The 25,805-nt window shown below is 61.2% G+C and carries 24 protein-coding genes and 2 pseudogenes; 21 read left to right on the top strand and 5 right to left on the bottom strand.

What is annotated here, in order from left to right; translation table 11 throughout:
• The 8 genes from ACPYOP_RS09075 to ACPYOP_RS09040 form a co-directional block, all read left to right on the top strand.
• The coding region (locus ACPYOP_RS09075) for a DeoR/GlpR family DNA-binding transcription regulator (RefSeq protein WP_481410056.1) at positions 1 to 584 on the top strand (584 nt) is incomplete at its 5' end.
• Positions 585 to 636: 52 nt separating this feature from the next.
• On the top strand, positions 637 to 1,632 hold the full coding sequence (gene rhaS, locus ACPYOP_RS09070; RefSeq protein ID WP_481410055.1) for a rhamnose ABC transporter substrate-binding protein: 996 nt from the start codon (positions 637 to 639) through the stop codon (positions 1,630 to 1,632).
• A gap of 74 nt (positions 1,633 to 1,706) precedes the next feature.
• Positions 1,707 to 3,242, top strand: coding sequence for a sugar ABC transporter ATP-binding protein (locus ACPYOP_RS09065; protein WP_481410054.1), 1,536 nt, complete (start codon positions 1,707 to 1,709; stop codon positions 3,240 to 3,242).
• An 11-nt stretch (positions 3,243 to 3,253) separates the two neighbouring features.
• The gene (locus ACPYOP_RS09060; RefSeq protein WP_481410053.1) at positions 3,254 to 4,258 is read left to right on the top strand and encodes an ABC transporter permease; all 1,005 of its coding nucleotides are present in this window, start codon (positions 3,254 to 3,256) and stop codon (positions 4,256 to 4,258) included.
• On the top strand, positions 4,255 to 5,271 hold the full coding sequence (locus ACPYOP_RS09055) for an ABC transporter permease (protein WP_481410052.1): 1,017 nt from the start codon (positions 4,255 to 4,257) through the stop codon (positions 5,269 to 5,271). Before ACPYOP_RS09060 ends, ACPYOP_RS09055 begins: the two co-directional genes overlap by 4 nt.
• Positions 5,268 to 5,594: an L-rhamnose mutarotase gene (rhaM, locus tag ACPYOP_RS09050; RefSeq protein ID WP_481410051.1), complete on the top strand. Its 327-nt coding sequence runs from the start codon at positions 5,268 to 5,270 to the stop codon at positions 5,592 to 5,594. The genes ACPYOP_RS09055 and rhaM overlap by 4 nt, the downstream gene beginning before the upstream one ends.
• Positions 5,591 to 6,973, top strand: a complete 1,383-nt coding sequence (locus tag ACPYOP_RS09045) for an FGGY-family carbohydrate kinase (protein WP_481410050.1) — start codon at positions 5,591 to 5,593, stop codon at positions 6,971 to 6,973. The genes rhaM and ACPYOP_RS09045 overlap by 4 nt, the downstream gene beginning before the upstream one ends.
• 311 nt (positions 6,974 to 7,284) lie before the next feature.
• Positions 7,285 to 8,391, top strand: coding sequence for a branched-chain amino acid ABC transporter substrate-binding protein (locus ACPYOP_RS09040; protein ID WP_481410049.1), 1,107 nt, complete (start codon positions 7,285 to 7,287; stop codon positions 8,389 to 8,391).
• An 83-nt stretch (positions 8,392 to 8,474) separates the two neighbouring features.
• On the opposite strand, the gene ACPYOP_RS09035 is transcribed toward ACPYOP_RS09040, so the two are convergent.
• From ACPYOP_RS09035 to ACPYOP_RS09020, 4 genes are all read right to left on the bottom strand, one after another.
• Complete coding sequence (locus tag ACPYOP_RS09035; protein WP_481410048.1) at positions 8,475 to 9,299, bottom strand: sugar phosphate isomerase/epimerase family protein; 825 nt, start codon at positions 9,297 to 9,299, stop codon at positions 8,475 to 8,477.
• 26 nt (positions 9,300 to 9,325) lie between these two features.
• Positions 9,326 to 10,501 (bottom strand): dihydrodipicolinate synthase family protein, encoded by a 1,176-nt coding sequence (locus ACPYOP_RS09030; RefSeq protein WP_481410047.1) that lies wholly within the window; start codon positions 10,499 to 10,501, stop codon positions 9,326 to 9,328.
• A 12-nt stretch (positions 10,502 to 10,513) separates the two neighbouring features.
• Positions 10,514 to 11,671 carry a Gfo/Idh/MocA family protein gene (locus ACPYOP_RS09025; RefSeq protein ID WP_481410046.1) on the bottom strand — a complete coding sequence of 386 codons (1,158 nt, stop codon included), beginning with the start codon at positions 11,669 to 11,671 and terminating at the stop codon, positions 10,514 to 10,516.
• Between the two features lie 240 nt (positions 11,672 to 11,911).
• Positions 11,912 to 12,619 carry a TetR/AcrR family transcriptional regulator gene (locus tag ACPYOP_RS09020; RefSeq protein ID WP_481410045.1) on the bottom strand — a complete coding sequence of 236 codons (708 nt, stop codon included), beginning with the start codon at positions 12,617 to 12,619 and terminating at the stop codon, positions 11,912 to 11,914.
• A gap of 289 nt (positions 12,620 to 12,908) precedes the next feature.
• On the opposite strand from ACPYOP_RS09020, the gene ACPYOP_RS09015 reads away from it, so the two are divergent.
• Complete coding sequence (locus ACPYOP_RS09015) at positions 12,909 to 14,120, top strand: TIGR03862 family flavoprotein (protein WP_481410044.1); 1,212 nt, start codon at positions 12,909 to 12,911, stop codon at positions 14,118 to 14,120.
• 256 nt (positions 14,121 to 14,376) lie between these two features.
• Here the strand turns inward: ACPYOP_RS09015 and ACPYOP_RS09010 are convergent.
• Positions 14,377 to 14,589: pseudogene (locus ACPYOP_RS09010) on the bottom strand (hypothetical protein).
• Between the two features lie 11 nt (positions 14,590 to 14,600).
• Between ACPYOP_RS09010 and ACPYOP_RS09005 the strand changes: the two are divergent.
• The 12 genes and pseudogenes from ACPYOP_RS09005 to ACPYOP_RS08950 form a co-directional block, all read left to right on the top strand.
• Positions 14,601 to 14,897: pseudogene (locus ACPYOP_RS09005) on the top strand (integrase core domain-containing protein); the annotation flags it as partial.
• 589 nt (positions 14,898 to 15,486) lie between these two features.
• Positions 15,487 to 16,812 carry an ABC transporter substrate-binding protein gene (locus ACPYOP_RS09000; protein WP_481410043.1) on the top strand — a complete coding sequence of 442 codons (1,326 nt, stop codon included), beginning with the start codon at positions 15,487 to 15,489 and terminating at the stop codon, positions 16,810 to 16,812.
• Positions 16,813 to 16,913: 101 nt separating this feature from the next.
• Positions 16,914 to 17,882 (top strand): carbohydrate ABC transporter permease, encoded by a 969-nt coding sequence (locus ACPYOP_RS08995; RefSeq protein ID WP_481410042.1) that lies wholly within the window; start codon positions 16,914 to 16,916, stop codon positions 17,880 to 17,882.
• Positions 17,879 to 18,832, top strand: a complete 954-nt coding sequence (locus ACPYOP_RS08990) for a carbohydrate ABC transporter permease (protein WP_481410041.1) — start codon at positions 17,879 to 17,881, stop codon at positions 18,830 to 18,832. Before ACPYOP_RS08995 ends, ACPYOP_RS08990 begins: the two co-directional genes overlap by 4 nt.
• A complete protein-coding gene (locus tag ACPYOP_RS08985) occupies positions 18,829 to 19,041 on the top strand; it encodes a hypothetical protein (RefSeq protein WP_481410040.1) in 213 nt (70 codons plus the stop codon). The genes ACPYOP_RS08990 and ACPYOP_RS08985 overlap by 4 nt, the downstream gene beginning before the upstream one ends.
• A gap of 3 nt (positions 19,042 to 19,044) precedes the next feature.
• On the top strand, positions 19,045 to 20,142 hold the full coding sequence (locus ACPYOP_RS08980; protein ID WP_481410039.1) for an ABC transporter ATP-binding protein: 1,098 nt from the start codon (positions 19,045 to 19,047) through the stop codon (positions 20,140 to 20,142).
• Complete coding sequence (locus tag ACPYOP_RS08975) at positions 20,135 to 21,142, top strand: ABC transporter ATP-binding protein (protein ID WP_481410038.1); 1,008 nt, start codon at positions 20,135 to 20,137, stop codon at positions 21,140 to 21,142. The genes ACPYOP_RS08980 and ACPYOP_RS08975 overlap by 8 nt, the downstream gene beginning before the upstream one ends.
• 52 nt (positions 21,143 to 21,194) lie before the next feature.
• Positions 21,195 to 22,835, top strand: a complete 1,641-nt coding sequence (locus ACPYOP_RS08970) for a dihydroxyacetone kinase subunit DhaK (RefSeq protein ID WP_481410037.1) — start codon at positions 21,195 to 21,197, stop codon at positions 22,833 to 22,835.
• Positions 22,836 to 22,863: 28 nt separating this feature from the next.
• Entirely contained in the window at positions 22,864 to 23,478 is a 615-nt protein-coding gene (dhaL, locus tag ACPYOP_RS08965) for a dihydroxyacetone kinase subunit DhaL (protein ID WP_481410036.1), read from the top strand.
• Positions 23,475 to 23,873, top strand: a complete 399-nt coding sequence (dhaM, locus tag ACPYOP_RS08960) for a dihydroxyacetone kinase phosphoryl donor subunit DhaM (RefSeq protein WP_481410035.1) — start codon at positions 23,475 to 23,477, stop codon at positions 23,871 to 23,873. Before dhaL ends, dhaM begins: the two co-directional genes overlap by 4 nt.
• Entirely contained in the window at positions 23,873 to 24,217 is a 345-nt protein-coding gene (locus tag ACPYOP_RS08955; RefSeq protein ID WP_481410034.1) for an HPr family phosphocarrier protein, read from the top strand. Before dhaM ends, ACPYOP_RS08955 begins: the two co-directional genes overlap by 1 nt.
• Entirely contained in the window at positions 24,201 to 25,805 is a 1,605-nt protein-coding gene (locus ACPYOP_RS08950) for a putative PEP-binding protein (RefSeq protein WP_481410033.1), read from the top strand. The genes ACPYOP_RS08955 and ACPYOP_RS08950 overlap by 17 nt, the downstream gene beginning before the upstream one ends.

Raw genomic sequence — 25,805 nt, 5'->3', positions numbered from 1 at the left:
CCGTCAATATCGACAGGAAACGTGCAATTGCGCGCAAGGCCGCCGAGCTCTGCAACCCCGGCGACGCGATCATCATCAATGGCGGCACGACCACGTTCCAGCTCGTGCACTATATTTCGGCCTTCCGGCTGCAGGTGATGACCAATTCCTTCGCCATTGCCGAACATCTGATCAAGCATTCGAAGAATACGGTGACGGTGCCGGGCGGCGCGATCTATCGCGAGCAGAGCCTGATCCTGTCGCCCTTCGACAATGATACGATCCGGAACTTCTATGCGCGGCGCATGTTCATCGGCGCGCAGGGCGTCGGCCCGCTTGGCATCATGGAGGCCGACGCGCTGGTCATCCAGAGCGAGCAGAAGCTGATGCGCCAGGCCGACGAACTCGTCGTCATGGTGGATTCGAGCAAATTCCGTCAGCGCTCCAGCCTGATCCTCTGCCCGCTCGAACAGGTCTCGACCATCATCACCGATGATGGCGTCACCGCCGAGACGGTGCGCATGATCGAGGATGCGGGCATCTCGCTTGTCATCGCAAATATTTCGGCCCAGGCCGAGGAGGAAGATTCCCCGTCGGTCGCATGAGGCGCGGTGCAGGCGGGGTGAGCATGGCCTATCAACTTTGGGAGGAAGAGACATGAATATAGCAAGGAAACTGGCGATCGGCGTCGCGCTCGCCGCGACACTGATGGCAGGCACGGCAAGTGCGAAGGACGTCAAGATCGGTCTTGTGGTGAAGTCGCTGGGCAACGGCTTCTTCGAGGCCGCCAACAAGGGCGCGCAGGAAGCCGCCAAGGATCTCGGCGGCGTGCAGGTGATCTACACCGGCCCGACCTCGACCACGGCCGAAGGCCAGATCGAAGTGATCAACTCGCTGATCGCGCAGGGCGTCGATGCCATCGCAATTTCGGCGAACGATCCCGATGCAGTTGTCCCGGCTCTCAAGAAGGCGACGCAGCGCGGCATCAAGGTGATCTCCTGGGATTCCGGTGTCGCAAAGGCCGGCCGCATCCTGCAGCTGAACCCCTCCTCCAACGAGCTGATCGGCAAGATGTGCCTGACGCTCGCCAAGGATCATCTCGACGGCGGCAAGGGCAATTTCGCCATCCTGTCGGCCACGACAACCTCGACCAACCAGAACATCTGGATCGGCGAGATGAAGAAGCAGCTCAAGGATTTCCCGGGCCTCAATCTGGTCACGACCGTCTATGGCGACGACCTTTCGGACAAGAGCTATCGTGAAGCCCAGGGCCTCCTGACCTCGCATCCCGAAGTCAAGGTCATCGTCGCCCCGACGACCGTCGGCGTGCTTGCCGCTTCGCAGGCCGTCAAGGATGCCGGCAAGATCGGCCAGGTCTACGTCACCGGTCTCGGCCTGCCGTCCGAAATGGCCGGCGCCATCAAGTCGGGCGCGACGAAGGAATTCGCGATCTGGAACCCGATCGATCTCGGCTATTCCGCAACACAGATCGCCTATCGCCTCGTCAAGGGCGAGACCGACGGCAAGCCGGGCAGCGAGATCAATGCCGGCCGCATGGGCAAGATCAAGGTCGGCGAAACCGGCGAAGCCGCCATGGCCGATCCGTTCGTCTACAACGCTTCGAACATCGATCAGTTCTCGAAGGTTTTCTGATCGAAGACGAGCATTCGCAGCTCTCCGGCGGCCTCAGCCGCCGGACCTGGTTTCATTGATCCGGTACATTGCTGATGAACACTGTCCTTCAACGACCCGTCGCGAATGCACCTGCCGCAAGTGACGCAGCCATCCTGGAAATGCGCGGCATTTCCCAGATCTTTCCGGGCGTCAAGGCGCTGGATGGCGTCAGCATTTCGCTTTATCCCGGCAAGGTGACCGCCCTCATCGGTGAAAACGGCGCCGGCAAATCGACACTCGTTAAAATCCTAACAGGTATCTATCGCCCGAACGAAGGCGAGATCCTGGTCGACGGCAGGCCCACGGCCTTTGCCAATGCGCAGGCAGCCATCGATGCCGGCGTCACCGCCATTCATCAGGAGACAGTGCTCTTCGACGAGCTGACCGTCGCCGAAAATATCTTCCTCGGTCATGCGCCGCGTACCTCCTGGCACACCATCGACTGGAAGAGGATGAACAGCCGGTCAAGCCAACTCCTTGAATCGCTGGAAAGCGCGATTGATCCCGCAACCAGATTGAAAGACCTCTCCATTGCGCAGCGCCATCTTGTCGCGATCGCGCGCGCTTTGTCGATCGAGGCTCGCATCGTCATCATGGACGAGCCGACCGCCGCCCTGTCCCGCAAGGAGATCGACGATCTCTTCCGCATCGTCGAGGGATTGAAGGCGAAGGGAAAGGCGATCCTGTTCATCAGCCACAAGTTCGACGAGCTCTATGAAATCGCTGATAATTTCGTCGTCTTCCGCGACGGTCGCGCCGTCGGCCATGGCGAGCTGAAGACGACGCCCCAGGACGAGATCGTCCGCATGATGGTCGGACGTGACGTCAAGGACGCTTTCCCGAAAGTGCCCGTCACCATTGGAAATACCGTCCTCGAGGTTGACAAATACTGTCACCGCACGGAATTCCGCGACATTTCCTTCAAGCTGCGGCGCGGCGAGATCCTCGGCGTCTACGGCCTGATCGGCGCCGGTCGCTCCGAGCTTTGCCAATCGCTCTTCGGCATCACGAGACCACTCTCCGGACGGTTGACACTCGACGGACAGGAAATTCAGGTGCACTCGCCACAGGATGCCATTGCCGCCGGCATCGTCTATGTGCCGGAAGAGCGCGGCCGCCACGGACTGGCGCTGCCGATGCCGATCTATCAGAACATGTCGCTGCCGTCGCTCGGGCGCACCTCGCGCAAGGGCTTCCTGAAGGCGGCCAATGAATTTGCGCTTGCCCGCAAATATGCCGAACGGCTCGATCTGCGCGCCGCCGCCCTTTCCGTGCCTGTGGGAACGCTCTCCGGCGGCAACCAGCAGAAGGTGGTCATCGGCAAATGGCTGGCGACACAGCCGAAGATCATCATTCTGGACGAGCCCACCAAGGGGATCGATATCGGCTCGAAGGCCGCCGTCCATGGCTTCATCAGCGAGCTGGCGGCCGAAGGCCTCAGCATCATCATGATCTCCTCCGAATTGCCCGAGATCCTCGGCATGTCGGATCGCGTGCTGGTCATGAAGGAAGGTCTGTCCGCGGGCCTGTTCGAGCGCGAAGGGCTGACGCCGGAAACCTTGGTGCGCGCCGCCACGGGAAATGCTTAGGGAGGGACGGGATGCCACGCATCCTCAAAAAGCGCGAGACACTGCTCGCCATCATCATCGCCGTGATGATCGCCGGCTTCACAACGCGTGCGGCCGGCTTTGCCGAGCCCGCCAATCTCGCCAATATTTTCAACGACACGTCGATCCTGATCATCCTGGCGCTTGCCCAGATGACGGTCATCCTGACGAAGTCGATCGATCTGTCCGTCGCGGCCAACCTGGCCTTAACGGGCATGGCGGTTGCGATGCTGAACGCCGCCTATCCCGACATTCCGCTGGTCGCACTCGTCGTGATGGCAATCCTGATGGGTGCGGCTCTCGGTGCCATCAACGGCTATCTCGTCTGGGCGCTGGAAATCCCACCGATCGTCGTCACCCTCGGCACCCTGACGATCTATCGCGGCATGGCTTTCGTACTGTCGGGCGGCGCCTGGGTCAATGCCCACCAGTTCACGCCGATCTTCCTGAACGTGCCGCGCACGCTGCTTCTCGGCCTGCCCGTGCTTGCCTGGATCGGCATTGCGATCGTACTGATGATGTATTTGGTGCTGCGTTACACGCAGTTCGGGCGCTCGGCCTATGCCAGCGGCGGTAATCCGGTGGCGGCCGTCTATGCCGGCATCGACGTCGGCTGGACGCGCTTCCTCGCCTTCGTTCTCTCCGGCGCGCTCGCCGGGCTCAGCGGCTATCTGTGGGTGTCGCGCTACGCAGTCGCCTATGTCGATATCGCCAACGGTTTCGAGCTCGATAGCGTAGCGGCCTGCGTCATCGGCGGCATTTCGATCGCCGGCGGCGTCGGCTCCGTCGCCGGCGCCGTATTGGGCGCCCTCTTCCTCGGCGTCATCAAGAATGCCTTGCCAGTCATCGGTATCTCACCGTTCACGCAGATGGCGATCTCCGGGACCGTCATCATCCTTGCCGTCGTCTTCAACGCCCGGCGTGAACGCAATCGCGGCCGCATCATCCTTCGGGATCAGGCCGCCAAGGACACCGCCAGCCAGGGAGCACACGCATGAGCAACGGTTCGCAAACGGCAACCGCGGAAAAGCGTGCCATTCCGGATCGCCTCGGCACGCCCTTTAAGCGCATCATGGCAAGCTGGGAAACGCTGCTCCTCGGTGTCGCGGTCGCGATCTTCATCTTCAATTCGCTGGCCTCTCCCTATTTCCTCGATCCCTACAATCTCTCGGACGCGACATTCAATTTCACCGAAAAGGCGATGATCGCCTTTGCCATGGCGCTGCTCGTCATCGCAGGCGAGATCGACCTTTCGGTCGCAGCTATCATCGCGCTCGCCTCGACGGCCATGGGCGCTGCGGCGCAAGTTGGCGTCGGCACGCCCGGCCTCGTCGCGATCGGCCTCGGCGTCGGCTTGGCCTGCGGCATCTTCAATGGCTTCCTGGTTTCCGTGCTGAAACTGCCGTCGATCGTCGTCACCATTGGCACGATGAGCCTGTTTCGCGGCATCTCCTACATCGTGCTCGGCGATCAGGCCTATGGCAACTATCCGGATAGTTTCGCCTATTTCGGCCAGGGCTATGTCGTCTGGGTCTTCTCGTTCGAATTTGTGCTGTTTATCGTTTTGGCGATTGCCTTCGCAATTCTGCTGCACGCGACGAATTTCGGACGGCAGGTCTATACCATCGGCAATAATGACTTTGCCGCGCGCTTCTCGGGCATCCCGGTCGAGCGGGTCAAGTTCATCCTGTTTCTCATGACCGGCCTGATGAGCGGCATTGCCGCCGTCTGTCTCACCTCGCGCCTCGGCTCCACGCGCCCCTCGATCGCGCTTGGATGGGAGCTGGAGGTGGTCACCATGGTGGTACTCGGCGGCGTATCGATCCTTGGCGGCTCGGGGACGATCGGCGGCGTCGTCATTGCCGCCTTCGTGATGGGCTTGGTCACCTTCGGCCTCGGCCTGCTCAACGTTCCGGGCATCGTCATGTCGATCTTCATTGGCCTTCTTCTCATCATCACCATCGCGCTGCCGATCATTGCCCGGCGCATCAAGACCATGAGCTCCAAATGACATCAGCTCTCGAACGCCACGCCTTCAAGATGACGCTCAAGCCCGGCATGGAAGCGGAATACAGGAAGCGCCACGATGAAATCTGGCCCGAGCTCGTGGAGCTGCTGCATCAGGCCGGGGTGACCGACTACTCTATTCATCTCGACCGCCAGACGAACACGCTTTTCGGCGTGCTGACGCGACCGAAGGATCACACCATGATAAGCCTGCCCGAGCACCCTGTGATGAAAAGATGGTGGGCGCATATGGCCGATATCATGGCGACCAATCCCGACAATTCGCCGGTTCAGAGCGATCTCGTCACGGTCTTTTATCTGCCATGAGCAACGCGACCGCCTACCGCCATATCGCCGTCATCGACATCGGCAAGACCAACGCCAAGGTCGTCGTGCTCGATGCTGGAACAGGCGCCGAGATCGCCGCCGTCAGGACCGCAAACAGCGTTCTGAAATCAGGCACCTACCCGCACTACGATATCGAAGGCTTGTGGGATTTCATCGTCTCTGCCCTCAAGGGCTTTGCCGGCACACCGGGATTCGATGCCATTTCGATCACCACGCACGGCGCCTCCGCCGTGCTGCTTTCCGCCGATGGCAGCCTTGCTATGCCGGTTCTCGACTATGAGCACGGCTATCCCCAAGCCGTTCAGGACTCCTATGCACAATTGCGGCCGGACTTCGCCGAGACGTTTTCGCCCGGACTGTCGGTCGGGCTCAATGTCGGCGCGCAGATCCATTATCTGAAAAGCATCTTTCCGGTCGATTTTGCCCGCGTCGCCACGATCCTCACCTATCCGCAATATTGGGCATTCCGGTTGACCGGCATCGCCGCCAACGAGGTGACGTCGCTCGGCTGCCACACCGATCTCTGGAACCCGACCACGCAAAGCTATTCGTCTCTGGTCGACACTCTTGGTATTCGCGCACTGATGGCACCGGTTCGTTCGGCTTTCGATGCGCTCGGGCCGGTGCTGCCAGCACTTGCCTCAGATATGGGGCTCACGAAGCCGGTGCCCGTCTATTGCGGCATTCATGATTCAAACGCCTCGCTTTTGCCGCATCTGGTCGAGAACGAAGCCCCCTTCTCAGTCGTCTCGACGGGGACGTGGGTGATCAGCTTCGGCGTTGGCGGCGATCTCGATCATCTCGATCCCAAGCGCGATGCGCTCGCCAACGTCGACGTCTACGGCCGCGCCGTGCCGTCAGCCCGTTTCATGGGCGGTCGCGAGTTTGAGATTCTGGCTGCCGAAATCGGCAGCGCATCGCCAGACGCCGTCGAGGGCGCCCTTGAAGCGGTGATCGAGAAAGGCCTCATGCTGCTGCCCAATGTGGTCGAGGGATCCGGGCCTTTTCCGGGCAGGAAAATGCAATGGATCGGCAATGCGACGGATATCGCCGAACGGCTCGCAACCGTCAGCCTTTACCTTGCGCTGATGACGAATGCCTGCCTCGATCTGATCGGCGCCAAGGGGCCGATCTTCGTCGAGGGTCCGTTTGCGTTCAATCGCGCCTATCTCACCGCCCTGGCCGCGGTGACGTCTAGCGATGTCATCGCCTTGCCGGGTTCGACGGGAACAAGCCAGGGTGCCGCCCTTTTAACGGGCATTCGGCTGGCTGCCATCGCGGAGAATGCGCCCATCCGCGCCGAGCTTCGCGGGCTGAAACGCTATCGGCAAGCTTGGCGCGATGCCGTGACCGATTAAAGGTACCTAAGCTGTGCTGCGACGGCAACAATGTTACGGCGAAGATACAACAACCACCCGTCGTCAAAATTTCACGAAAAATCGTCTAAATTGTCTTTGCGACGGTTATTTTCTTGCGGAATCGTCGCAATATTCCTACAGAAAATACCCATATGAGCGCTTTCAAGATCAAAAAATGTCCGAAAGGGCTCATCGGCTTGATATCAGTTCTGTCTTCTTGAAAAGAACGCCACACGGCAGTTTGCGCGTCGAGACAGGCGATTGCGGGCGGGTTCAAAGGGCGCTGCCGCGCCTATCCAAGGAGAGCTAACATGAGTCTGAAGACATTGACGGCCGCGACCTTCGTCGCTTCGCTGGCCTTCGCACCTCTCGCGCATGCGGACATCACCATCGGCCTCATCGCACCGCTGACCGGCCCGGTCGCGGCCTATGGCGAACAGGTCAAGAATGGCGCACAGACCGCCGTCGACGAAATCAACAAGAGCGGCGGCGTTCTCGGCCAGAAGCTCGTTCTGAAGCTTGGCGACGACGCCGGCGACCCGAAGCAGGGCGTATCCGTCGCCAACGGCTTCGTCGGCGAGAGCATCCGCTTCGTCGTCGGCCCGGTCACATCGGGCGTTGCCATCCCGGTTTCGGACGCACTCTCTGAAAACGGTATCCTCATGGTCACGCCGACCGCGACGGCTCCGAATCTGACCAATCGCGGCCTGACCAACATCCTGCGCACCTGCGGTCGTGACGACCAGCAGGCGACCGTCGCGGCCGAATATGTGGTGAAGAACTTCAAGGACAAGAAGATCGCCATCCTCAACGACAAGGGCGCCTACGGCAAGGGCCTGGCGGACGCCTTCAAGGCGACCCTCAACAAGGGTGGCGTCACGGAAGCCGTCAACGATTCGCTGACCGCCGGCGAAAAAGACTACAGCGCCCTGACGACGAAGCTGAAACAGGCAGGCGTCGAGGTGATCTACTTCGGCGGCTACCATCCGGAAGCCGGTCTGCTGGCCCGCCAGTTGCACGACATCTCCGTCAAGGCTCAGATCATCGGCGGCGACGGCCTGTCCAACACCGAATATTGGGCGATCGCCAACGATTCCGCCGCCGGCACGCTCTTCACCAATGCGTCCGACGCCCTGAAGAACCCGGCTTCGCAGAGCGCCGTTGCCGCCCTGAAGGCACGCAATATTCCGGCCGAAGCCTTCACGCTGAACGCCTATGCCGCCGTGGAAGTGCTGAAGGCCGGCATCGAGAAAGCCGGCAAGGCGGATGATGCCGAAGCCGTCGGCGCTGCTCTGAAGAAGGGCGAACCGGTCGATACCGCCATCGGCAAAGTCACCTATGGCGAAACCGGCGACCTGACCTCGCAGAGCTTCTCGCTTTACAAGTGGGAAGGCGGCAAGATCGTTTCGGCCGAATAAGCCGCCGCATCGACGCTTCGAGATATCGCCGGGCCACTTGCTGGCCCGGTTTTTTTGCCGATCTCCGCCTGCAGGGCTGTATCTCAGCAAACGGTGCGAAAACGCTCGATGCAGGTGGAAAGAACCTCTTCGCCCGGCCGTTTCCACCAATTATTCTCAGAGAAGATCTCCACTTCCTGCAGGCCGAAAAAACCCGCCTTCTCGATCTCGGTACGAATACGTTTGAGGTCGATGACGCCATCGCCCATCATGCCGCGATCAAGCAGCAGGTCCATCGTTGGCACCAGCCAATCGCAGATGTGATGCGCCAGGATGCGGCGGCCGGCACCGGCACGAGCGATCTGCTCATAGAGCTTCGGGTCCCACCAGACATGATAGACATCGATGGCGACACCGATGCCATCGCCCAGAAGATCGCAGATATCGAGCGCCTGCTCCAGCGTGTTCACGCAGGCGCGATCGGCCGCATACATCGGGTGCAGGGGCTCGATCGCCAGCGGAATTCCCGCACTTCGGGCATGCGGCAGGATCGCGGCAATGCCGTCGGCCACCATCTCGCGGGCATGAGCGATATCCTTCGATCCCGCCGGTAATCCGCCGACGACGAGGACGAGGCAATCGGCATTCAGCGCGGCTGCTTCATCGATCGCGCGCCTGTTGTCGTCGATTGCAGCCGTCCTGCCCTCGGCGTCCGCAGCGGGAAACATGCCGCCGCGGCAAAGCCCGGTTACTTTCAGCTTATTGTCGGCAACGATGCGCGCGGCTTCCGAAAGCCCGATCTTGTGCACCTGATCGCGCCAGGGAGCGATCGCGACGATATCCTGCTTCAGGCATGCTTCGACCGCCTGGCGCATGTCATATTGCTGGCGCACCGTCGCCAGATTGATGGACAGACCCTCTATGGCCATCGTGATGATCCTCCCCCGATCATGCTCTAGTCGATGCCAACAGTGGCAAGGATCGACTTCATCCGATAGGTCGCCAGATCCGGATCGCGCAGCACGCGCGCCGCATCCGCCAAGCGGAACAGCTCGGAAAGGTGCTGGATCGAGCGGGCGCTCTGCTGACCGCCGAGCATCTGGAAATGGTCCTGGAAGCCGTTGAGGTAGGCGAGGAAGACGACGCCGGTCTTATAGAAGCGCGTCGGTGCCTTGAAGATATGGCGCGATAACGGCACGGTCGGCTTAAGGATCGCATGGAAGGCGTCGAGATCGTTCTGAGCAAGCTTTGCAAGCGCCGCACTTGCGGCCGGCGCGACAGCATCGAAGATGCCGAGCAATGCGTGCGAGTAGCCCTGTTCATCCCCGGCGATCAGTTCGGCATAGTTGAAATCGTCGCCCGTATACATCTTCACCGACGGATCGAGCCGGCGGCGCATGACGATTTCCTTTTCCGCCGAGAGCAGCGAAATCTTCACGCCATCGACCTTGGCAGCATTCTGGTTGATGATTGCAGTCGCCGTCTCCATGGCCTGCATGTCATCGGCCGATCCCCAATAGCCTGCCAGCGCCGGATCGAACATCGAGCCGAGCCAGTGAATGATGACAGGCTCTTTGACCTGACCGAGGATGCGGTCGTAGACACGGATATAGTCGTCCGGGCTCTTGGCGGCGGCGGCGAGCGCGCGGCTTGCCATCAGAATAATGCGGCCGCCCTGCCCTTCCACATAGGTAATCTGCTCCTCGTAGGCGCGAATGACATCGTCGATCGTGACATCGGGGCCGGGCTGCAGGTGATCGGTGCCGGCGCCATAGGCGATCACCGCATCCGGCCGCCCGCGGGCCGCCGACTGAGCGTGAGCAATCAGCTCTTTCGCGCCGGCCCAGTCCAGGCCCATGCCGCGCTGCGCGGTATCCATCGCTTCCGCCACGCCGAGGCCGAGACCCCAAAGATATTCACGGAAGGCGATGGTGCGTTCCCAATCGATATTTCGGTCGAGCCAGGGATCGTTGTCGGCAAACGCGTCGACCACGACATGTGCGGCAGCATAGGCGACGCGATTGAAATGATGACCGCCCGCAGGCTTCACGGGCGCAATCAGCGGCTCGTTGGCGGGAGTGAAGGCGGCGATGGCGCCGTCCACCATCGGCAAGCGAAGGCTTTTCGTCATCAGACCAGCCTCCTAGCGGACCGAAAGCGAGGGCACGTCGATCCAGCGACGCTCCGCCCAGCTCTTTTGCGCAAGCTCCGCCAGCTGCACGCCCTTGGCGCCCTCGCGTAGCGTGAACTTCCACGGCGCGTCCTCGGCGACATGGCACAGGAACTGCTCCCACTGCGCCTTGAAGCCATTGTCGAAGGCCTGCGTGTCCGGCACCTCTTCCCAGGTGTCGAAGAAATTGATCGGCTGCGGCTGATCCGGGTTCCAGACCGGCTTTGGCGTGTTGACGCGATGCTGCGTCCAGCAGCGCATCAGGCCGCAGACCGCCGAACCATGCGTGCCGTCGACCTGGAAGGTGACGAGATCGTCACGACGAACCCTGACCGCCCAGGAGGAATTGATATGGGCGATAACGCCGCCTTCGAGCTCGAAAGTGGCATAGGCAGCATCGTCGGCATCGGCGGCATAGGTGTTGCCGTTCTCGTCGACGCGGCTTGGAATATGGGTGGCACCGAGGCAGCTGACCGACTTGACCTCGCCGAAGAGATTGTCGAGCACGTAGCGCCAATGCGGCAGCATATCGAGGATCATGCCGCCACCGTCTTTTCTACGGTAGTTCCAGGAAGGGCGCTGCGCCTTGACGCCCCAATCGCCCTCGAAGACCCAATAGCCGAATTCACCGCGCACCGACAAAATCTTGCCGAAGAAGCCGCTATCGCGCAGCATGGCGATCTTGCGCAGCCCCGGCAGGAACAGCTTGTCCTGGACGACGCCATTCTTGACGCCGCGGCGCTCGGCCGAAGCGGCAACCGACAACGCCTCCTCGAGCGTCTCGGAGATTGGCTTTTCGCAGTAGACATGCTTGCCGGCGGCAATCGCCTTCTCGAGAAGCTCGACACGCATCTGCGTCGAACCGGCATCGAAGAAGATCGTATTGTTGGGATCGGCAAGAGCGGCATCGAGATCGGTCGTCGTCTTGGAAAGGCCATGCTTGCGGGCAACGGCCTCGATCTTTTCGGCATTGCGGCCGACGAGAACCGGCTCGGGCATCAGCCTGTCGCCGTTCGACAGCAGGACGCCGCCTTGTTCGCGAATTGCCAGGATGGAGCGCACGAGATGCTGGTTATAGCCCATACGGCCGGTAATGCCGTGCATGATGATGCCGATCGGCTTCGTTGCCATGAGTTCTTCCTCCCGTAAATAACTATATAGTTACATAACTGGCATGAGGAAGCGATGCTGTCAACGACCATCCTCAATGGTCGCGGCAACAGGGATGTGTGACCATCAGCTTGTCGAGATGAAGCGCTCAGAGCACGATGCCGAAACGTGTAAGCAGTTTTCGGACGACACCATACTCTATTTATTTGATTCCAGCGCGGATTCAGTTTCTAGGCCGGTTGGACCTGAAACTATCCGGCGCTAGGGGCGCAGGTAGGCGAAAATGACGTCGACGATATGCTCGCCCCACGCATCGATTTCGGCCTTTTCAGAGAGGTTGCGGCGGAAGATCGTCGAGAGCGTCCAGCGGTTCGTCAGGAAGAACGAGCCGAGTGCCGCAATGCTCATATAGATTTTCACCGGATCGCAACCGGCACGGAACACGCCGACTGCAGCACCTCTGTCGAGCAAGCCGGAGATTTCGGCGACGAGCGGCGAATGCAGCTCGAAAATACGCGCCGAGCGCTTAAGAAAGCGCGCCTTGTGCATGTTTTCCGTGCTGAGAATCCCGAGGAATTCTGGATGATCCAGAAAATACTGCCAGGTGAAGACGACAAGGTCCCGCATGCCGTCCTCGGGCGAACGATGCGTGAGATCGAGCCGCGCCTCCGCCGAGCGGATGGCGATATAGCTGCCCTCCAGAACGGCGACGTAGAGCGCATCCTTGCCGCCGAAGTAGTGGTAGAGCATCCGCTTGTTGATCTTGGCGCGTTCGGCAATGGCATCGACGCGCGCGCCGCCATAGCCGCGCTCGGCAAATTCCTTGGTCGCGGCTGCGAGGATCGCCTTGCTGGTGCGTTCCGCATCCCTAAGCCGAGGCCGTTCCGGAGCTGCGCGCGCGGTCGCTTTTTCTGCATTCGCTGGGTCTGCGCTCTTTGCGCTGCGCTTCACAATTTTGGCTTCCGACATCATGGCTCCCGGCGGCATTTCATAGGGCTTATGCGGTCTTTCCTGACGCCGATAAGTAACCGATCATCGCATAAGTTGACAGTCCCTGGCGAATCTCGGGCTATAGTAACCATATGGTTATATCGGTTTAAATGGGCATATGGCGGCAAAGCGCCCGAAAACGTGGGGCTTGGCGCTTTCGCCGGAACCGGCCGGATCGAAGCGCCAAATCGGCCGGAAGACCGCAACGATCTTGCTTTCGCACCCGGTCCGGTCCTAGAGAGCAATAGGCAAGCGGCAGCGGACGAGCATGACTGAAAAGCAAATCGCAATCATAGGCGGCGGACCTGCGGGGCTGATGGCGGCGGAGACCTTATCCCTGCTCGGTCATCGCATCGTGGTCTACGACAGCATGCCGACGGTCGCGCGCAAGTTCCTGCTGGCGGGGAAGTCCGGTCTCAACATCACTCATTCGGAAGATTATCATCTTTTTGCCGACCGGTTCGGCACAGCTTCGACCCGATTGCGCGCCGCGCTCGATGAATTCGGCCCCAATGACGTCAGGGCCTGGGCGGAGGGCCTGGGAACCGAAACCTTCATCGGCTCATCCGGACGCATCTTCCCGAAAGTCATGAAGGCATCCCCACTCCTGCGCGCCTGGCTGGCGAGGCTGGAGGCGCGAGGCGTCACCATCCTGACCCGGCATCGTTGGTGCGCTTTCGACGATGGCTGCCTGCTGTTCGAAACGCCGCGGGGACGCGAGGCTGTCCGACACGACGCCGTTCTGCTCGCGCTCGGCGGTGCAAGCTATGCCCGGCTGGGTTCGGACGCGGCATGGGTCAGCTGGCTTCGCGACAAGGGGATCGATATCGCCGCCTTTCAGCCGGCCAATTGCGGTTTCGACGTGACCTGGAGTGCGCCATTCAGGGAGCGCTTTGCCGGCGAACCCCTCAAGGCCGTCACGGCGACATCGGAGGCCGGAACGTTCCCCGGCGAGTTCGTCATTTCGAAAGCCGGGATCGAGGGCAGTCTCGTCTATGCGCATGCCGCCTCGCTGCGCGATCGTTTGGCGAGAAAGGGTGACGCATCGCTCATTGTCGATCTAGCACCCGGCCGAAACGAGGAGCGTCTGGCGCGCAATCTGGCGCGGCAGGATCCCAAAGCCAGCTTCTCCAATCGCCTGCGCAAGGGTGCCGGCATCGAAGGCGTCAAGGCGGGCTTGCTGCGCGAGCTTGCCGATCCGACTTCGCTTTCTCATCCAGAAAGACTTGCGTGCTTGATCAAGGCCCTGCCGATTCCTCTGCTGAGGCCAAGGCCGATCGCCGAAGCCATTTCGTCGGCCGGCGGCATCCGTTGGGGTGAACTCGACGACGGATACATGCTGAAGAAGCTCCCCGGCATGTTCGTTGCCGGCGAGATGATCGATTGGGAAGCGCCGACGGGCGGCTACCTCCTCACTGCCTGCTTTGCGACCGGGCGTGCGGCAGCCAAGGGCCTAGATGCCTGGCTTAAGGGCGTTTGATGCCGAGCCTAATTTTGTCGTTGAACTGGCAGATGAGCGACGGGTCTTTGCGCCGGAAGGCAGCGATCCGGATGCGGTTCGCGCGCATGTGATGATGCGTTTGTCGCTGACTATCTTAATAAATCAGCCTTAATAAATCAGCGTGATCGGCTCGAAGATACAAAAGAATAAATCAACTGGATAGGTAAGCTGTGCTGATATGCGACGTCCACAAAATGTCCGGCGAACAAGAATGGCACAGCCGTCGTCATGATCACTAGGCCCAGCCAACATGCTCCCGCTGTATGAGTTTGAGAAACAAGCCGAACCAGAATCGGTACTCTGGGTCACCACAATCGCCTCACGTCTCAAGTGCACAATAGGCAACCGACGTGGTTTCATCTTCACCATACCGGTTGACTGCAACCGCGATCGCCTCGGCTTCGGTCAGAATGTGCCAGTCCTCAATCACGATATAGTTCGTGCTCATGATTTTCCTCCTCGCGCGACCTCGACCTGTGGGCCTACCATAAGGGCGTGGTGCTCGACTTCTCCCGGCCTGGCAAGCCGACCGACAACAGCTACATCGAGAGTTTCAATGGCAAGTTCCGCGCCGAGTGCCTGAACGCTCATTGGTTCATGAGCCCACGCCATTGCATCGCAATGGCGGATGACGACGCGCGGGCGAAGATGGAGGATTGGCGTAGAGACTACAACGAGTTCCGGCCACATAGCGCGATCGGCAACAAGGTGCCGATTTCGCTCATGAACGGCTCATCGGCACCCCCGCCGCGCTGAGCCGTAACCCCGAAAATTCCAGCTCCCGCTGGCACAAATTCGGGGTGCACTTCATCTCGCGCGTGAAAATATGTCGGGTCGGCTGGAATTCGGGGGCCGAGTGCCCGTCTAATGTTCTCCAATCGGGTCGAGAATGCCATCTGGCATTGCGCGCCGGGACGCAGATCAGGATGTCGCTCGAAAACCATGCTGACTCTGTCATCGCGGAGGTGTCCGACAATGGTCCCGGCATTTCTCTGCTCGAGCGGACAACGGTCCGACGTCTCTACCGTATCAAGAAAACTGAGCCAACCCCGCTGGCGGCCTCGGACTCGCTCGTATCCGTGCCGTGGCCGAGCTGCATGGGATCCGGAGCGGCACTGCGCGGAAGCCCGGTCCAACATCGTTTGCGCTAACCCCCTCAAGCTCACGGCAGCGCTCGCGTCGGCCCTGTGCGCTGCAGCAACAAAACCTGCTTGCAATGTTTATAAAATTGTCTATTACTAAACATATTGCTAAACATGATGGTTGAGGAGTTCATGTGAGCATTCTCTGAAGTGGATGGACTTGCGGCGCCGGCGGGGAGCCGGCTTTGTTCTGGGAGGAACTTATGCTGAAAAGATCGAAAGCCCTTCTTGGGCTGGCCTCGGCGTTTGCGCTGTCGCCGGCATTACCCAGCCTCGCGAAGGCTGATGAATTGACACTCTGTTGGGCGGCCTGGGATCCGGCGAACGCGCTCGTGGAATTGTCGAAGGACTTCACCGCCAAGACCGGCACCCAGATGAAGTTCGAGTTCGTTCCCTGGACGAGCTACGCCGACCGCTTTCTCAACGAACTGAACTCCCATGGCAAGCTGTGCGATCTCATCATCGGCGACAGCCAGTGGATCGGGGGTTCGGCCGAGAATGGCCACTACGTCAAGCTGAACGACTTCTTCGACAAGGAAGGCATCAAGATGGATGACTTCGTGCCGGCGACGGTCGTGGGCTATTCGGAGTGGCCGAAGAACTCCCCCAACTATTGGGCGCTGCCCGCAATGGGCGACGTGGTCGGCTGGACCTATCGCAAGGACTGGTTCGAGCGACCGGAACTGAAGAAGGAATTCAAGGAAAAGTATGGCCGGGATCTCGCGGCCCCGAAGACCTACGACGAGCTGAAGCAGATTGCCGAGTTCTTTCAGAAGCGCAAGATCGACGGCAACACCGTCTATGGTGCCTCGATCTACACCGAGCGGGGCTCGGAAGGCATCACCATGGGCGTGACCAACGTCCTCTATGATTGGGGCTTCCAGTACGACAACCCGAAGAAGCCTTACGAGATGGAAGGCTTCGTCAACTCGGCCGACGCGGTCAAGGGCCTGGAATTTTACAAATCGCTCTATGATTGCTGCACACCGCCCGGCAGCTCCAACGTTTACATGGTGGAGTCCGCCGATGCCTTCAAATCCGGCCAGGTCGCGATGCAAATGAACTTCGCCTTCACTTGGCCCGGTCTCTACAAGGACGAGAAGGTCGGCGGCGACCGGATCGGTTTCTTCCCCAATCCGGCTGAAAAGAAGCATTTCGCTCAGCTTGGCGGACAGGGCATCTCGGTCGTCTCCTATTCCGACAAGAAGGACGCCGCACTGCAATACATCAAGTGGTTCGCCCAGCCTGACGTCCAGGCCAAATGGTGGAAACTCGGCGGCTACTCCTGCCTGAAATCGGTCGTCAATGCACCGGACTTTGCCTCCAGCCAGCCCTACGCCCAAGCGTTTTTGGACTCGATGGCGATCGTCAAGGATTTCTGGGCCGAGCCGAGCTACGCAACCCTCCTCCAGGATATGCAGAAGCGCGTTCATAACTACGTCGTGGCCGGCAACGGCACCGCTCAGGAAGCGCTTGATGGCCTGGTGAAGGATTGGTCGGAAGTCTTTAAGGACGACGGCAAGATCTAGTGTCTGACCGCCCACGCAGCCTCCGTCTCTGGATCGCGGCCCGGATCGGCAAAAGAACCGGGCCGCCCGATTCCTCATATCCACAGAGTTCAGGTGACGCCTTGACCATTTCCCCCTCCTCCATCGTCGACAGCACCGCGGCCGCCACGGCAAGGGCAACTCCGACAGCGCTTGCCCGACGCGTCCGCGGCCTGTCGGATAGAGCGATCGCCTGGGTGTTCATCGCACCCGCCATCATCCTGCTGCTCGCGATCAACATCTTCCCGCTGGTCTGGGCAATTTATCTCTCCTTCACGAATTACCGCGCCAACCGGCCGAATGCCGTGGTGGAGGGTGTTGGCATCAGGAACTACGAGCGCGTCCTGACGGATCCGGACATCTGGCAAGCCATGCAGACCACGGCGCACTTTGTTTTCTGGACGATCCTGCTGCAGACGGTGATCGGTTTCATGTTGGCATATCTGATCGACCGCAAATTTCGCGGTCACGCCTTCTGGACGACGATCATCCTTATCCCGATGATGCTTTCCCCCGCCGTGGTTGGCAACTTCTGGCGCTTTCTCTACGAGCCCCAGATCGGCCTTTTCGCCTATGCGGTGTCGCTGGTCAGCGGCATTCCGACCTCCGAGATCAGAATGCTGGGGGACGTCTCGCTGGCGCCCTGGGCGATCATCATCGTCGATACCTGGATGTGGACTCCCTACGTGATGCTCATCTGTCTGGCCGGCCTACGCTCGATCCCGGACTATATCTACGAGGCGGCGGAGGTCGACCGTGCCTCGGCATGGCGCCAGTTCTGGTCGATCACAGTGCCGATGGCGCTGCCCTTCATCATGCTTGCCATCCTCTTCAGGGGCATCGAAAATTTCAAGATGTTCGACATGGTGACCTTGCTGACTGGCGGAGGGCCCGGCTCGATCACCGAGATCGCCTCAATCACCCTGAAGCGCGCGGCGTTCGAAAGCTGGGCAACCGGCCGCGCCTCCGCCTTCGCTATCGTTCTCTTCGTCGCGGTGTTCGGCCTCGCCAACATTTACGTCAAGGCTCTCAACAAGGTGAAGCAACGATGAGCTCCGTCAACTCCGCCCATTCGGTCGTCGAGCCGAGTCTCACCAGCAAGCGGGTCGCCAGCGCGATCGTCATCCTCTATGCGCTGATCACGCTGATACCCTTGGCTTGGATCTTCCTGACGAGCATTAAATCTCCGCCGGATTCCATCAGCTACCCGCCGAAGATCGTCTTCACGCCCTCCCTCGAAGGCTACTGCAATCTCTTCACCACGCGGACACGGCAGACCCCGGAATATATCGCCGCTTTGCCAGAGCCGGTTGGCACCTGCGATGAGGTGACCCGCAAGCGCAACATGGTTATCGCCGGCCCATCGAACTTCCTGCCGCGCTTCGTCAATTCGCTGGTGATTGCCTTCGGCTCGACCTTCCTCGCCGTGCTGCTCGGAACGCTCGCCGCCTACGGCTTTTCCCGCTTCCGCGTGCCGCTCGCCGACGACCTGCTGTTCTTCATACTGTCGACGCGCATGATGCCGCCGATCGCCGTCGCGATCCCGATCTACCTAATGTACCGGGAGCTTGGGCTGTCGGACACGGCGATCGGCATGATCCTGCTCTACACTGCGGTCAACGTTTCGCTCGCCGTCTGGCTTCTCAAGGGGTTCATCGACGAAATCCCGCGCGAATACGAGGAGGCCGCGATGATCGACGGCTACACGCGGCTGCAGGCCTTCCGCAAGGTGGTCCTGCCGCAGGCAACGACGGGTATCGCGGCGACTGCGATCTTCTGCTTGATCTTTGCCTGGAACGAGTATGCCTTCGCCGCACTTTTGACCTCGGGCGACGCGCAAACCGCGCCGCCCTTCATCCCGACGATCATCGGCGAAGGCGGACAGGACTGGCCGGCCGTTGCGGCCGGAACGACGATCTTTCTCCTGCCGATCCTCGTCTTCACCATCCTCCTGCGCAAGCAGCTGCTTCGCGGCATTACCTTTGGAGCGGTCCGCAAATGACGAATTCGATCGAAACGCCCCGCCCCGCCCGCCGGAAGCGACCGTTCTATCTGCGGCGCGGCCCGATGGAAAACATTGCGACCCTGCTGATCGCGGCAGGCTTCCTGATGCTGTTCCAGCCCTTCCTGCTGGTGCTGTATACCTACTCGCTGATCATCCTGCTTGCGGGCACAGCGATGTTCATCCTCGTCTCGAAATTTCCGGAGTGAGCCATGGCCGAAATCAGAATCGAGCATCTCCGCAAGCAGTTTGGCAGCTTCGTTGCGGTCCAGGATTCGAGTTTCGTCGTCCATGACGGCGAGTTCCTGGCGCTGCTCGGGCCGTCCGGCTGCGGCAAGACAACCACGCTTCGCATGATCGCTGGCCTCGAACTGCCGAGCAGCGGCAAGATTTACCTCGACGGCGAGGATGTCACCTTCAATCGCGCCAGTGCCCGCGACATCGCCTTCGTCTTCCAGCTCTTCGCGCTCTATCCGCATATGAACGTGCGCAAGAACATCGGCTTTCCGCTGCTTTCGCAAGGCATGCCGAAGGCGGAAATCCGTAGCCGCGTGGAAGAGACCGCGCGCCTGCTGCAGATCGGCCACATTCTCGACAGGTCCGTTTCCGGCCTCGCCGGCGGCGACCGCCAGCGCGTGGCACTCGGGCGCGCCATCGTGCGGCGCCCGAAATGCTTCCTGATGGACGAACCCCTCGGCACGCTCGACGCCGAATTTCGCGAGGTGATGGTCCACGAGCTGCGCGAGTTGCACAACCGCATCCACGCGACGACTGTCTATGTCACACACGATCAGCACGAGGCGATGGCGATGGCCGACAAGATCGCCGTCATGAACCACGGGGTCATCGAGCAATTCGGCACGCCACAGGAGATCTACAGTAAGCCGGCGACCATGTATGTCGCGGATTTCATCGGCTCGCCGCCGATGAATTTCATGCGCTTCACCGCCAGCCTGCAGAAAGGTGCATGCACCGTTTGCCTCGATGGCGTCGACGTCGCCGTTCCCGAGGTCCATCAGGACGTGGCGGAAGGCGAGCTGGCGCTCGGCGTGCGCCCCGAACATATTCGCTTCAGCGACGCTTCGCTTCTGCGCGGCGCCGTCTACGGCAGCGAATATCTCGGCACCAACCAGATCGTGGCAATCGAAACCAGGGGTGGCTTGATCAAGGCCCGCGTTCCCGCAAACCGCAACTTCCGGGTCGGTGAAACGGTCGGCCTTGAATTCAACCACACCAATCTCGCACTTTTCGACTGCAAGTCCGGACGCGCGGTTGATTCAACGCTCTATTCGGGGGGCCGTCATGGCTGACATCGTTCTCAAGGGGCTAAACAAGCGCTTCGGTGACACCCAGGCCGTGAGCGGTCTCAACCTTGCGATCCGCGATGGCGAGTTCATTGTCCTGCTCGGGCCGACCGGCGCCGGCAAGACCACGACCCTCCGGCTCATCGCCGGCCTTGAGAGGCCCGATAGTGGGCGGATCGAGATCGCGGGCCGCAACGTCGCTGGCGAAGCCCCTGCTGAGCGCGACGTCGCCTTCGTCTTCCAGCAATACTCGCTCTATCCGCACATGACGGTTTACGAAAACCTTGCTTTCCCGCTTAAGGCACCCCTGCGACAGTTGGCGAACGACGAAATCGACTGGCGTGTCCGCGAGATCGCACGCATGGTCAGGATCGATCACAAGCTGGAGAACCGTGCCACCCGCTTGTCCGGTGGCGAGATGCAGCGCGTCGCGATCGGCCGGGCGCTGGTACGCCGGCCCGCGATCTACCTCATGGACGAACCGCTCTCCTCACTCGATGCAAAGCTGCGCGCCGAGCTTCGGCTGGAACTGAAACGAATCCAGAAGGAACTGGGCTCGACATTGCTCTATGTGACCCATGATCAGATGGAGGCAATGACCATGGCCGACCGCATCGGCATCTTCGCGGAAGGCGAGCTCATGCAGGTCGGAACGCCTCGAGAAATCTACGGCAATCCCTCAAGCCTTCATGTCGCCGCGCGCCTCGGCCAGCCGCACATCAATCTCCTGCCCGCCGATTTGCTGCCGGGTGGCAATCCTCCGGCAGGGACGAAGACGATCGGCGCACGAACCGAGCATTTGGACATTGTGGCCAGCAAGGACGCAAATGCGCAGGTCGACTGGATCGAGCACCTGGGAGACCAGAACCATCTGCACATTCGCGTTCGCGATCACAAGCTCGTCACCCTGGCCGATCCATACCTCGCTATCCGGCCGGGCGACCGGATCAAACTGACGCTGCGCGATCCGCTCTATTTCGACGCGGGCGGACAGCGGCTCGGCTGAAGATGGGAAACTGAACCAAACCAGGCATGCAAAAACTGATGGGTCTCAATCAATGAAACATTTCTTCAACCGCCGGGAAACCATCGTCACCGAGGCCCTGGACGGTCTGCTTTCGACAAGCCGCGCCGGCCATCTTGCCCGCCTGGACACATTTCCCGAGATCAAGGTGATCCTGCGCGCGGACTGGGACAAATCGAAGGTGGCGATCATTTCCGGCGGCGGCGCCGGCCATGAGCCTTCGCACGCCGGTTTCGTCGGCAAGGGCATGCTGACGGCAGCAGTATCCGGTGATATCTTCGCTTCGCCAAGCGTAGACGCCGTCTTGACGGCGATCCGAGCGGTAACCGGGCCCAAAGGCACCCTGCTGATCGTCAAGAACTATACCGGCGACCGCCTGAATTTCGGGCTTGCCGCTGAAAAGGCCCGCGCGGAAGGTTTCGACGTCGAGATGGTCATCGTCGCCGACGATATCGCCATCCCCGATATCACACAGCCGCGCGGCGTAGCGGGTACCCTTTTCGTCCACAAGATCGCCGGATACCACGCCGACGCTGGCGCTGATCTGAAAACGGTTACTGCTCACGCGGGCGCGGCGGCGACGGATATCGTTTCGCTCGGCATGTCGCTCTCCGCCTGCAGCGTGCCCGGACAGGCTCATGAAGATCGCCTTGGCGCGAACGAGGGCGAACTTGGTCTTGGCATCCACGGGGAGCCGGGTGCGGAGCGCATTGCCCTGCAGCCGGTCGTCGATATCGTTGCCACGATGGTCGAGCGGCTATCAGCGAAAGTCGACGGCACGCAAAGCTACGCCGTGCTCATAAACAACCTCGGAGCAGTGCCGCCTCTCGAAATGGGCGTCATCGCCAATGCCGTCCTGTCTTCGTCCCTTGCCGGCCACGTCAAGCTGATCATTGGTCCGGCGCCGATGATGACCGCACTGAACATGAATGGATTCTCGCTGTCCATGATCCGGTTGGACTCGGCCCGCGAGGCGGCGCTGTTGGCGGCCGTCGAGCCACACGCCTGGGTGCCTGCGGTCGAACGCCACCCGATCGCCGTCATCGCGGCGCCGCGGACGCCAGGCCGGTCGAATGCCGACGTTGCCGCCAGCGACGACGGTCGGAGCCGCGGTCTGATCACGGCGCTTTGCGAGCATCTCGTCTCCCTCGAGAGCGACCTCAACCGCCTCGATGCCCGCGTCGGGGACGGCGATACGGGATCCACGGTCGCAACCGGCGCCCGCAGCGTGCTTGCCCGCCTCGATATGCTGCCGCTGAAGGATCCGTCCGCTACCCTGGCGTCGATCGGCGAGATCCTGAGCACCAGCATGGGCGGATCGAGCGGCGTACTGCTGTCGATCTTCTTTACCGCCGCTTCCAAGGCAATGGCCGAAAAACGGGATATCGCTGCGGCACTCCTTGCCGGGCTTGAGCGGATGACGTTCTATGGTGGGGCGGGCGTCGGCGACCGGACGATGGTCGATGCGCTTGCGCCGGCGCTCGAGGCCCTAACCTCCGGCAATGTCGCGGCGGCGGCGAAGGCAGCGGCAGCGGGCGCGGAGTCGACGAAGACGATGAGGAAGGCAAGGGCCGGGCGCGCCTCCTACATCGGCGAGCAGGATCTGGAAGGAGTGCCTGATCCTGGCGCGGTCGCGGTTGCGAGAGCATTTGAGATCGCGGCAGCTATGGCGTAAGTACGCGTCGCGAGCGGGAGGATTTGAGGTGCAGGCGGAGCCGGTGCTGGTTGCGGGACTGATCGAAGCTTGCCGCGCGACCATCGCGGCAAACAGCGATCATCTATGTGCGCTCGATCGCGAAATCGGCGACGGCGATCACGGCACCAACATGCAGCGCGGCTGCGAGGCGGTGAGCGCCGAAGAGAAAGATTTCGCGAGCCTGCCACTCCCCGACGCCCTAGAGAAGATCGGGTTGACGCTGGTGATGAGCATCGGCGGTGCTGCCGGTCCTCTCTATGGAACACTGCTGATGGAAATGGGCCGGGAGCTTCGCAAGCAGGGTCGGGAAGAGGAGTTTCCAGTCGTGTTGAAGCAGGCGATCGACGCCGTTGCCCGTCGCGGACGCGCGCATCCGGGAGACAAGACCCTGCTCGACGTGCTCTATCCGGTCCATGACGCTGTAGCACAGCGCTCGCCTCTAACCGATGTCGCCCGGCGGGCGGAGCTCTCGGCCGACCTCACCGCTCCCATGAAGGCGATGCGCGGCCGTGCGTCCTATCTCGGCGACCGTTCGATCGGCCACGTGGATCCAGGCGCTTCGAGCTGCGCGTTGCTGACCACGGCCATTTGCCGCTATCTCGAGGAGAACCATCCGGAATGAATGAAAAGACCGCAAATGTGGGGATCGTCATCGTCTCCCACTCGCCGCTTGTGGCGCAGGGCATCGCCGACATGGTGCGCCAGATGGTCGGCGACTGCGTGCCGCTTGCTTGGTCCGGCGGCAATGTTCGCGGCGAACTCGGTACCGATGCCGGCGGCATTCTGCGGGCGATCGAAGCGGCGTGGTCCGATGCCGGAGTTGCCATCTTCGTCGATCTCGGCGGCGCCGAAACCAACAGCGAAATGGCGATCGAGATGTTGGGCTCACCGCGCTCGAAATTCGTCTCCATCTGCAACGCCCCGCTGGTGGAAGGCGCGGTCATCGCGGCCGCGGAAGCCTCCGGAGGCGCCTCACTGGCGAAGGTCGTCGCCACTGCCGAGGAGCTTTCGCCCTGATGACCCGCGGATTGCGCAACGACATACGAGAAGTGGACCCGCTGCACGCCAGCTGCCAGACGGAGGTGGAAGTGAAGCATGGTGTAGGACTACATGCCCGCCCCTCGGTCGCGTTCACGCGACTTGCCAAGTCGTTTCCGTGCTCGATCGAGGTCGCTGTGAACGGCAGCGATGTCTGGCTGAACGGCAAGAGCATCATCAAGATCATGGGCGCCCGGATTCGCAAGGGATCGATCCTCAGAATAAGGGCCGACGGAATCCTTGCGGAGGAGGCGATCCGCGCGTTGAAGGAGCTCATCGAACGCAATTTCGATGAGGACAAGAAGCATGGCCGACCTGCGTAGGCTCAAGGCAACGAGCGCATCTCCCGGCTTTGCATCCGGACCGGCCTATCTGGCGCAGCAGCAGAAGACGCCGCTAGCACCTCGCCAGGGGACCGCTTCCGCAAAAGAAGCGTTGGCGGCAGCCATCGAGACGGCGATCGGCGAGCTTGAAGGCCTTACCGGCGGCATAAGCGCCGAAGGCAGGGATATCATCGATTTCCAAGTCGAGGTTCTTCGCGATCCGACGATCATGGAAATGACCGGCGCGCGCATGGAAGCTGGTATGAACGCCGTCTTCGCCTGGGTCGGCACCCTCGACGGATACATCCACGAGCTGGAGGCTGCCGAGGAGGAACATTTGCGCGCGCGCGCGATCGATATCCTGGACGTCAAGAACCGCGTCCTCGGCGTATTGACCGGCATCAGGGTCGAGGGCTTTCCCGCCGGGTCGATCTTCGTCGGTGGGGATATGGAGCCAAGCCGCTTCCTCGCGCATGACTGGTCGGCGGGCGGCGGCGTCGCCCTCTTCAACGGTAGCGCCGTTGGCCATGTTGCCCTGCTCGCCCGCGCCAGGTCGATACCGATGGTCGTTGGCAGCGGACCCTTTGGCATTGCAGAAGGATGCCGCGTCGGGGTTGATGGCGACGCGGGCGCCATCATCCTTGGGGGAGTGCTCGAGCCGTCCCTATCCGCCCCCCCGGGTCGCGCTGAGGTTTCGCGGCGCAATGGGGGCACTGCCGATGGCGGCGAGGTTCACACTGCAGACGGCGTGCCCGTCCGCTTGATGATCAATCTCAACGATCCCGCCGAGCTCGATTTCATTGGCCCTGCGACGATCGCCGGCATTGGATTGATACGCTCCGAATTTGCCGTAACCTCGATCGCCGATGCCGCCAACGAAGACATGCAATTGGCGATCTACCGTCACGTCCTGGAATGGGCAGCAGGCAAACCCGTCACCATCCGAATGCTGGACGTCGGCGGCGACAAGAGGCTTGCAGGGCTGGACGAGCCGGACTCCGAATCTGCAATGGGTCCCCGCGGTATCCGGCTGCTCCTCGCCCGGCCGGAAATTGCGCGGGTGCAGGCGCGCGCGCTGCTGCGCGCGGCCACTTCCGGCGACCTTCGCGTTATGCTGCCGATGGTGACCTTCCCTTCCGAAGTCGACGAGATGCGGCAGATGTTCCGGGAGGAAGCCGCGCAATTTCAGCGGCGGTCCGTCCCTCATCGCATTCCGCCGATCGGCATGATGGTCGAAGTGCCGGCCGCAGCATTGATGCTCGATGCATTTGCGACGGCGGACTTCTTTTCCTTCGGCACCAACGACCTTGCGCAGTATCTTGCGGCTGCGGCCCGCGACAGTTCCGACTTCGCGGCCTATGGCGACAGGGCAAGACCGGCGGTCCTGCGCCTGCTATCCCAGGCGACGAAACTTGCCGGCGCCCGACCGGTGAGCATCTGCGGGGACATGGCGAGCGATCCGCGCCGGGTGCCCGAACTGCTTGCCGTCGGCCTTCGACATTTTTCCGTGGCGCCGGCACAACTTCCCGCGATAAGATCGGCAATCGTCGGGTTGAACGCCGACGGGACACAGGCAGCCGGAGAGTAG

The sequence above is a fragment of the Rhizobium sp. KNZ2-6A genome, assembly GCF_056755475.1.
The sequence above is the reverse complement of the archived record's forward strand: the minus strand, read 5'-3'. Positions and strand labels throughout refer to the sequence as shown.

Bases quoted from the DNA above. Each gene is read 5' to 3' on its own strand.
- rhaS (WP_481410055.1), top strand. From the start codon at position 637: ATGAATATAGCAAGGAAACTGGCGATCGGCGTCGCGCTCGCCGCGACA.
- ACPYOP_RS09065 (WP_481410054.1), top strand. From the start codon at position 1,707: ATGAACACTGTCCTTCAACGACCCGTCGCGAATGCACCTGCCGCAAGT.
- ACPYOP_RS09060 (WP_481410053.1), top strand. From the start codon at position 3,254: ATGCCACGCATCCTCAAAAAGCGCGAGACACTGCTCGCCATCATCATC.
- ACPYOP_RS09055 (WP_481410052.1), top strand. From the start codon at position 4,255: ATGAGCAACGGTTCGCAAACGGCAACCGCGGAAAAGCGTGCCATTCCG.
- rhaM (WP_481410051.1), top strand. From the start codon at position 5,268: ATGACATCAGCTCTCGAACGCCACGCCTTCAAGATGACGCTCAAGCCC.
- ACPYOP_RS09045 (WP_481410050.1), top strand. From the start codon at position 5,591: ATGAGCAACGCGACCGCCTACCGCCATATCGCCGTCATCGACATCGGC.
- ACPYOP_RS09040 (WP_481410049.1), top strand. From the start codon at position 7,285: ATGAGTCTGAAGACATTGACGGCCGCGACCTTCGTCGCTTCGCTGGCC.
- ACPYOP_RS09035 (WP_481410048.1), bottom strand. From the start codon at position 9,299: ATGGCCATAGAGGGTCTGTCCATCAATCTGGCGACGGTGCGCCAGCAA.
- ACPYOP_RS09030 (WP_481410047.1), bottom strand. From the start codon at position 10,501: ATGACGAAAAGCCTTCGCTTGCCGATGGTGGACGGCGCCATCGCCGCC.
- ACPYOP_RS09025 (WP_481410046.1), bottom strand. From the start codon at position 11,671: ATGGCAACGAAGCCGATCGGCATCATCATGCACGGCATTACCGGCCGT.
- ACPYOP_RS09020 (WP_481410045.1), bottom strand. From the start codon at position 12,619: ATGTCGGAAGCCAAAATTGTGAAGCGCAGCGCAAAGAGCGCAGACCCA.
- ACPYOP_RS09015 (WP_481410044.1), top strand. From the start codon at position 12,909: ATGACTGAAAAGCAAATCGCAATCATAGGCGGCGGACCTGCGGGGCTG.
- ACPYOP_RS09000 (WP_481410043.1), top strand. From the start codon at position 15,487: ATGCTGAAAAGATCGAAAGCCCTTCTTGGGCTGGCCTCGGCGTTTGCG.
- ACPYOP_RS08990 (WP_481410041.1), top strand. From the start codon at position 17,879: ATGAGCTCCGTCAACTCCGCCCATTCGGTCGTCGAGCCGAGTCTCACC.
- ACPYOP_RS08985 (WP_481410040.1), top strand. From the start codon at position 18,829: ATGACGAATTCGATCGAAACGCCCCGCCCCGCCCGCCGGAAGCGACCG.
- ACPYOP_RS08980 (WP_481410039.1), top strand. From the start codon at position 19,045: ATGGCCGAAATCAGAATCGAGCATCTCCGCAAGCAGTTTGGCAGCTTC.
- ACPYOP_RS08975 (WP_481410038.1), top strand. From the start codon at position 20,135: ATGGCTGACATCGTTCTCAAGGGGCTAAACAAGCGCTTCGGTGACACC.
- ACPYOP_RS08970 (WP_481410037.1), top strand. From the start codon at position 21,195: ATGAAACATTTCTTCAACCGCCGGGAAACCATCGTCACCGAGGCCCTG.
- dhaM (WP_481410035.1), top strand. From the start codon at position 23,475: ATGAATGAAAAGACCGCAAATGTGGGGATCGTCATCGTCTCCCACTCG.
- ACPYOP_RS08955 (WP_481410034.1), top strand. From the start codon at position 23,873: ATGACCCGCGGATTGCGCAACGACATACGAGAAGTGGACCCGCTGCAC.
- ACPYOP_RS08950 (WP_481410033.1), top strand. From the start codon at position 24,201: ATGGCCGACCTGCGTAGGCTCAAGGCAACGAGCGCATCTCCCGGCTTT.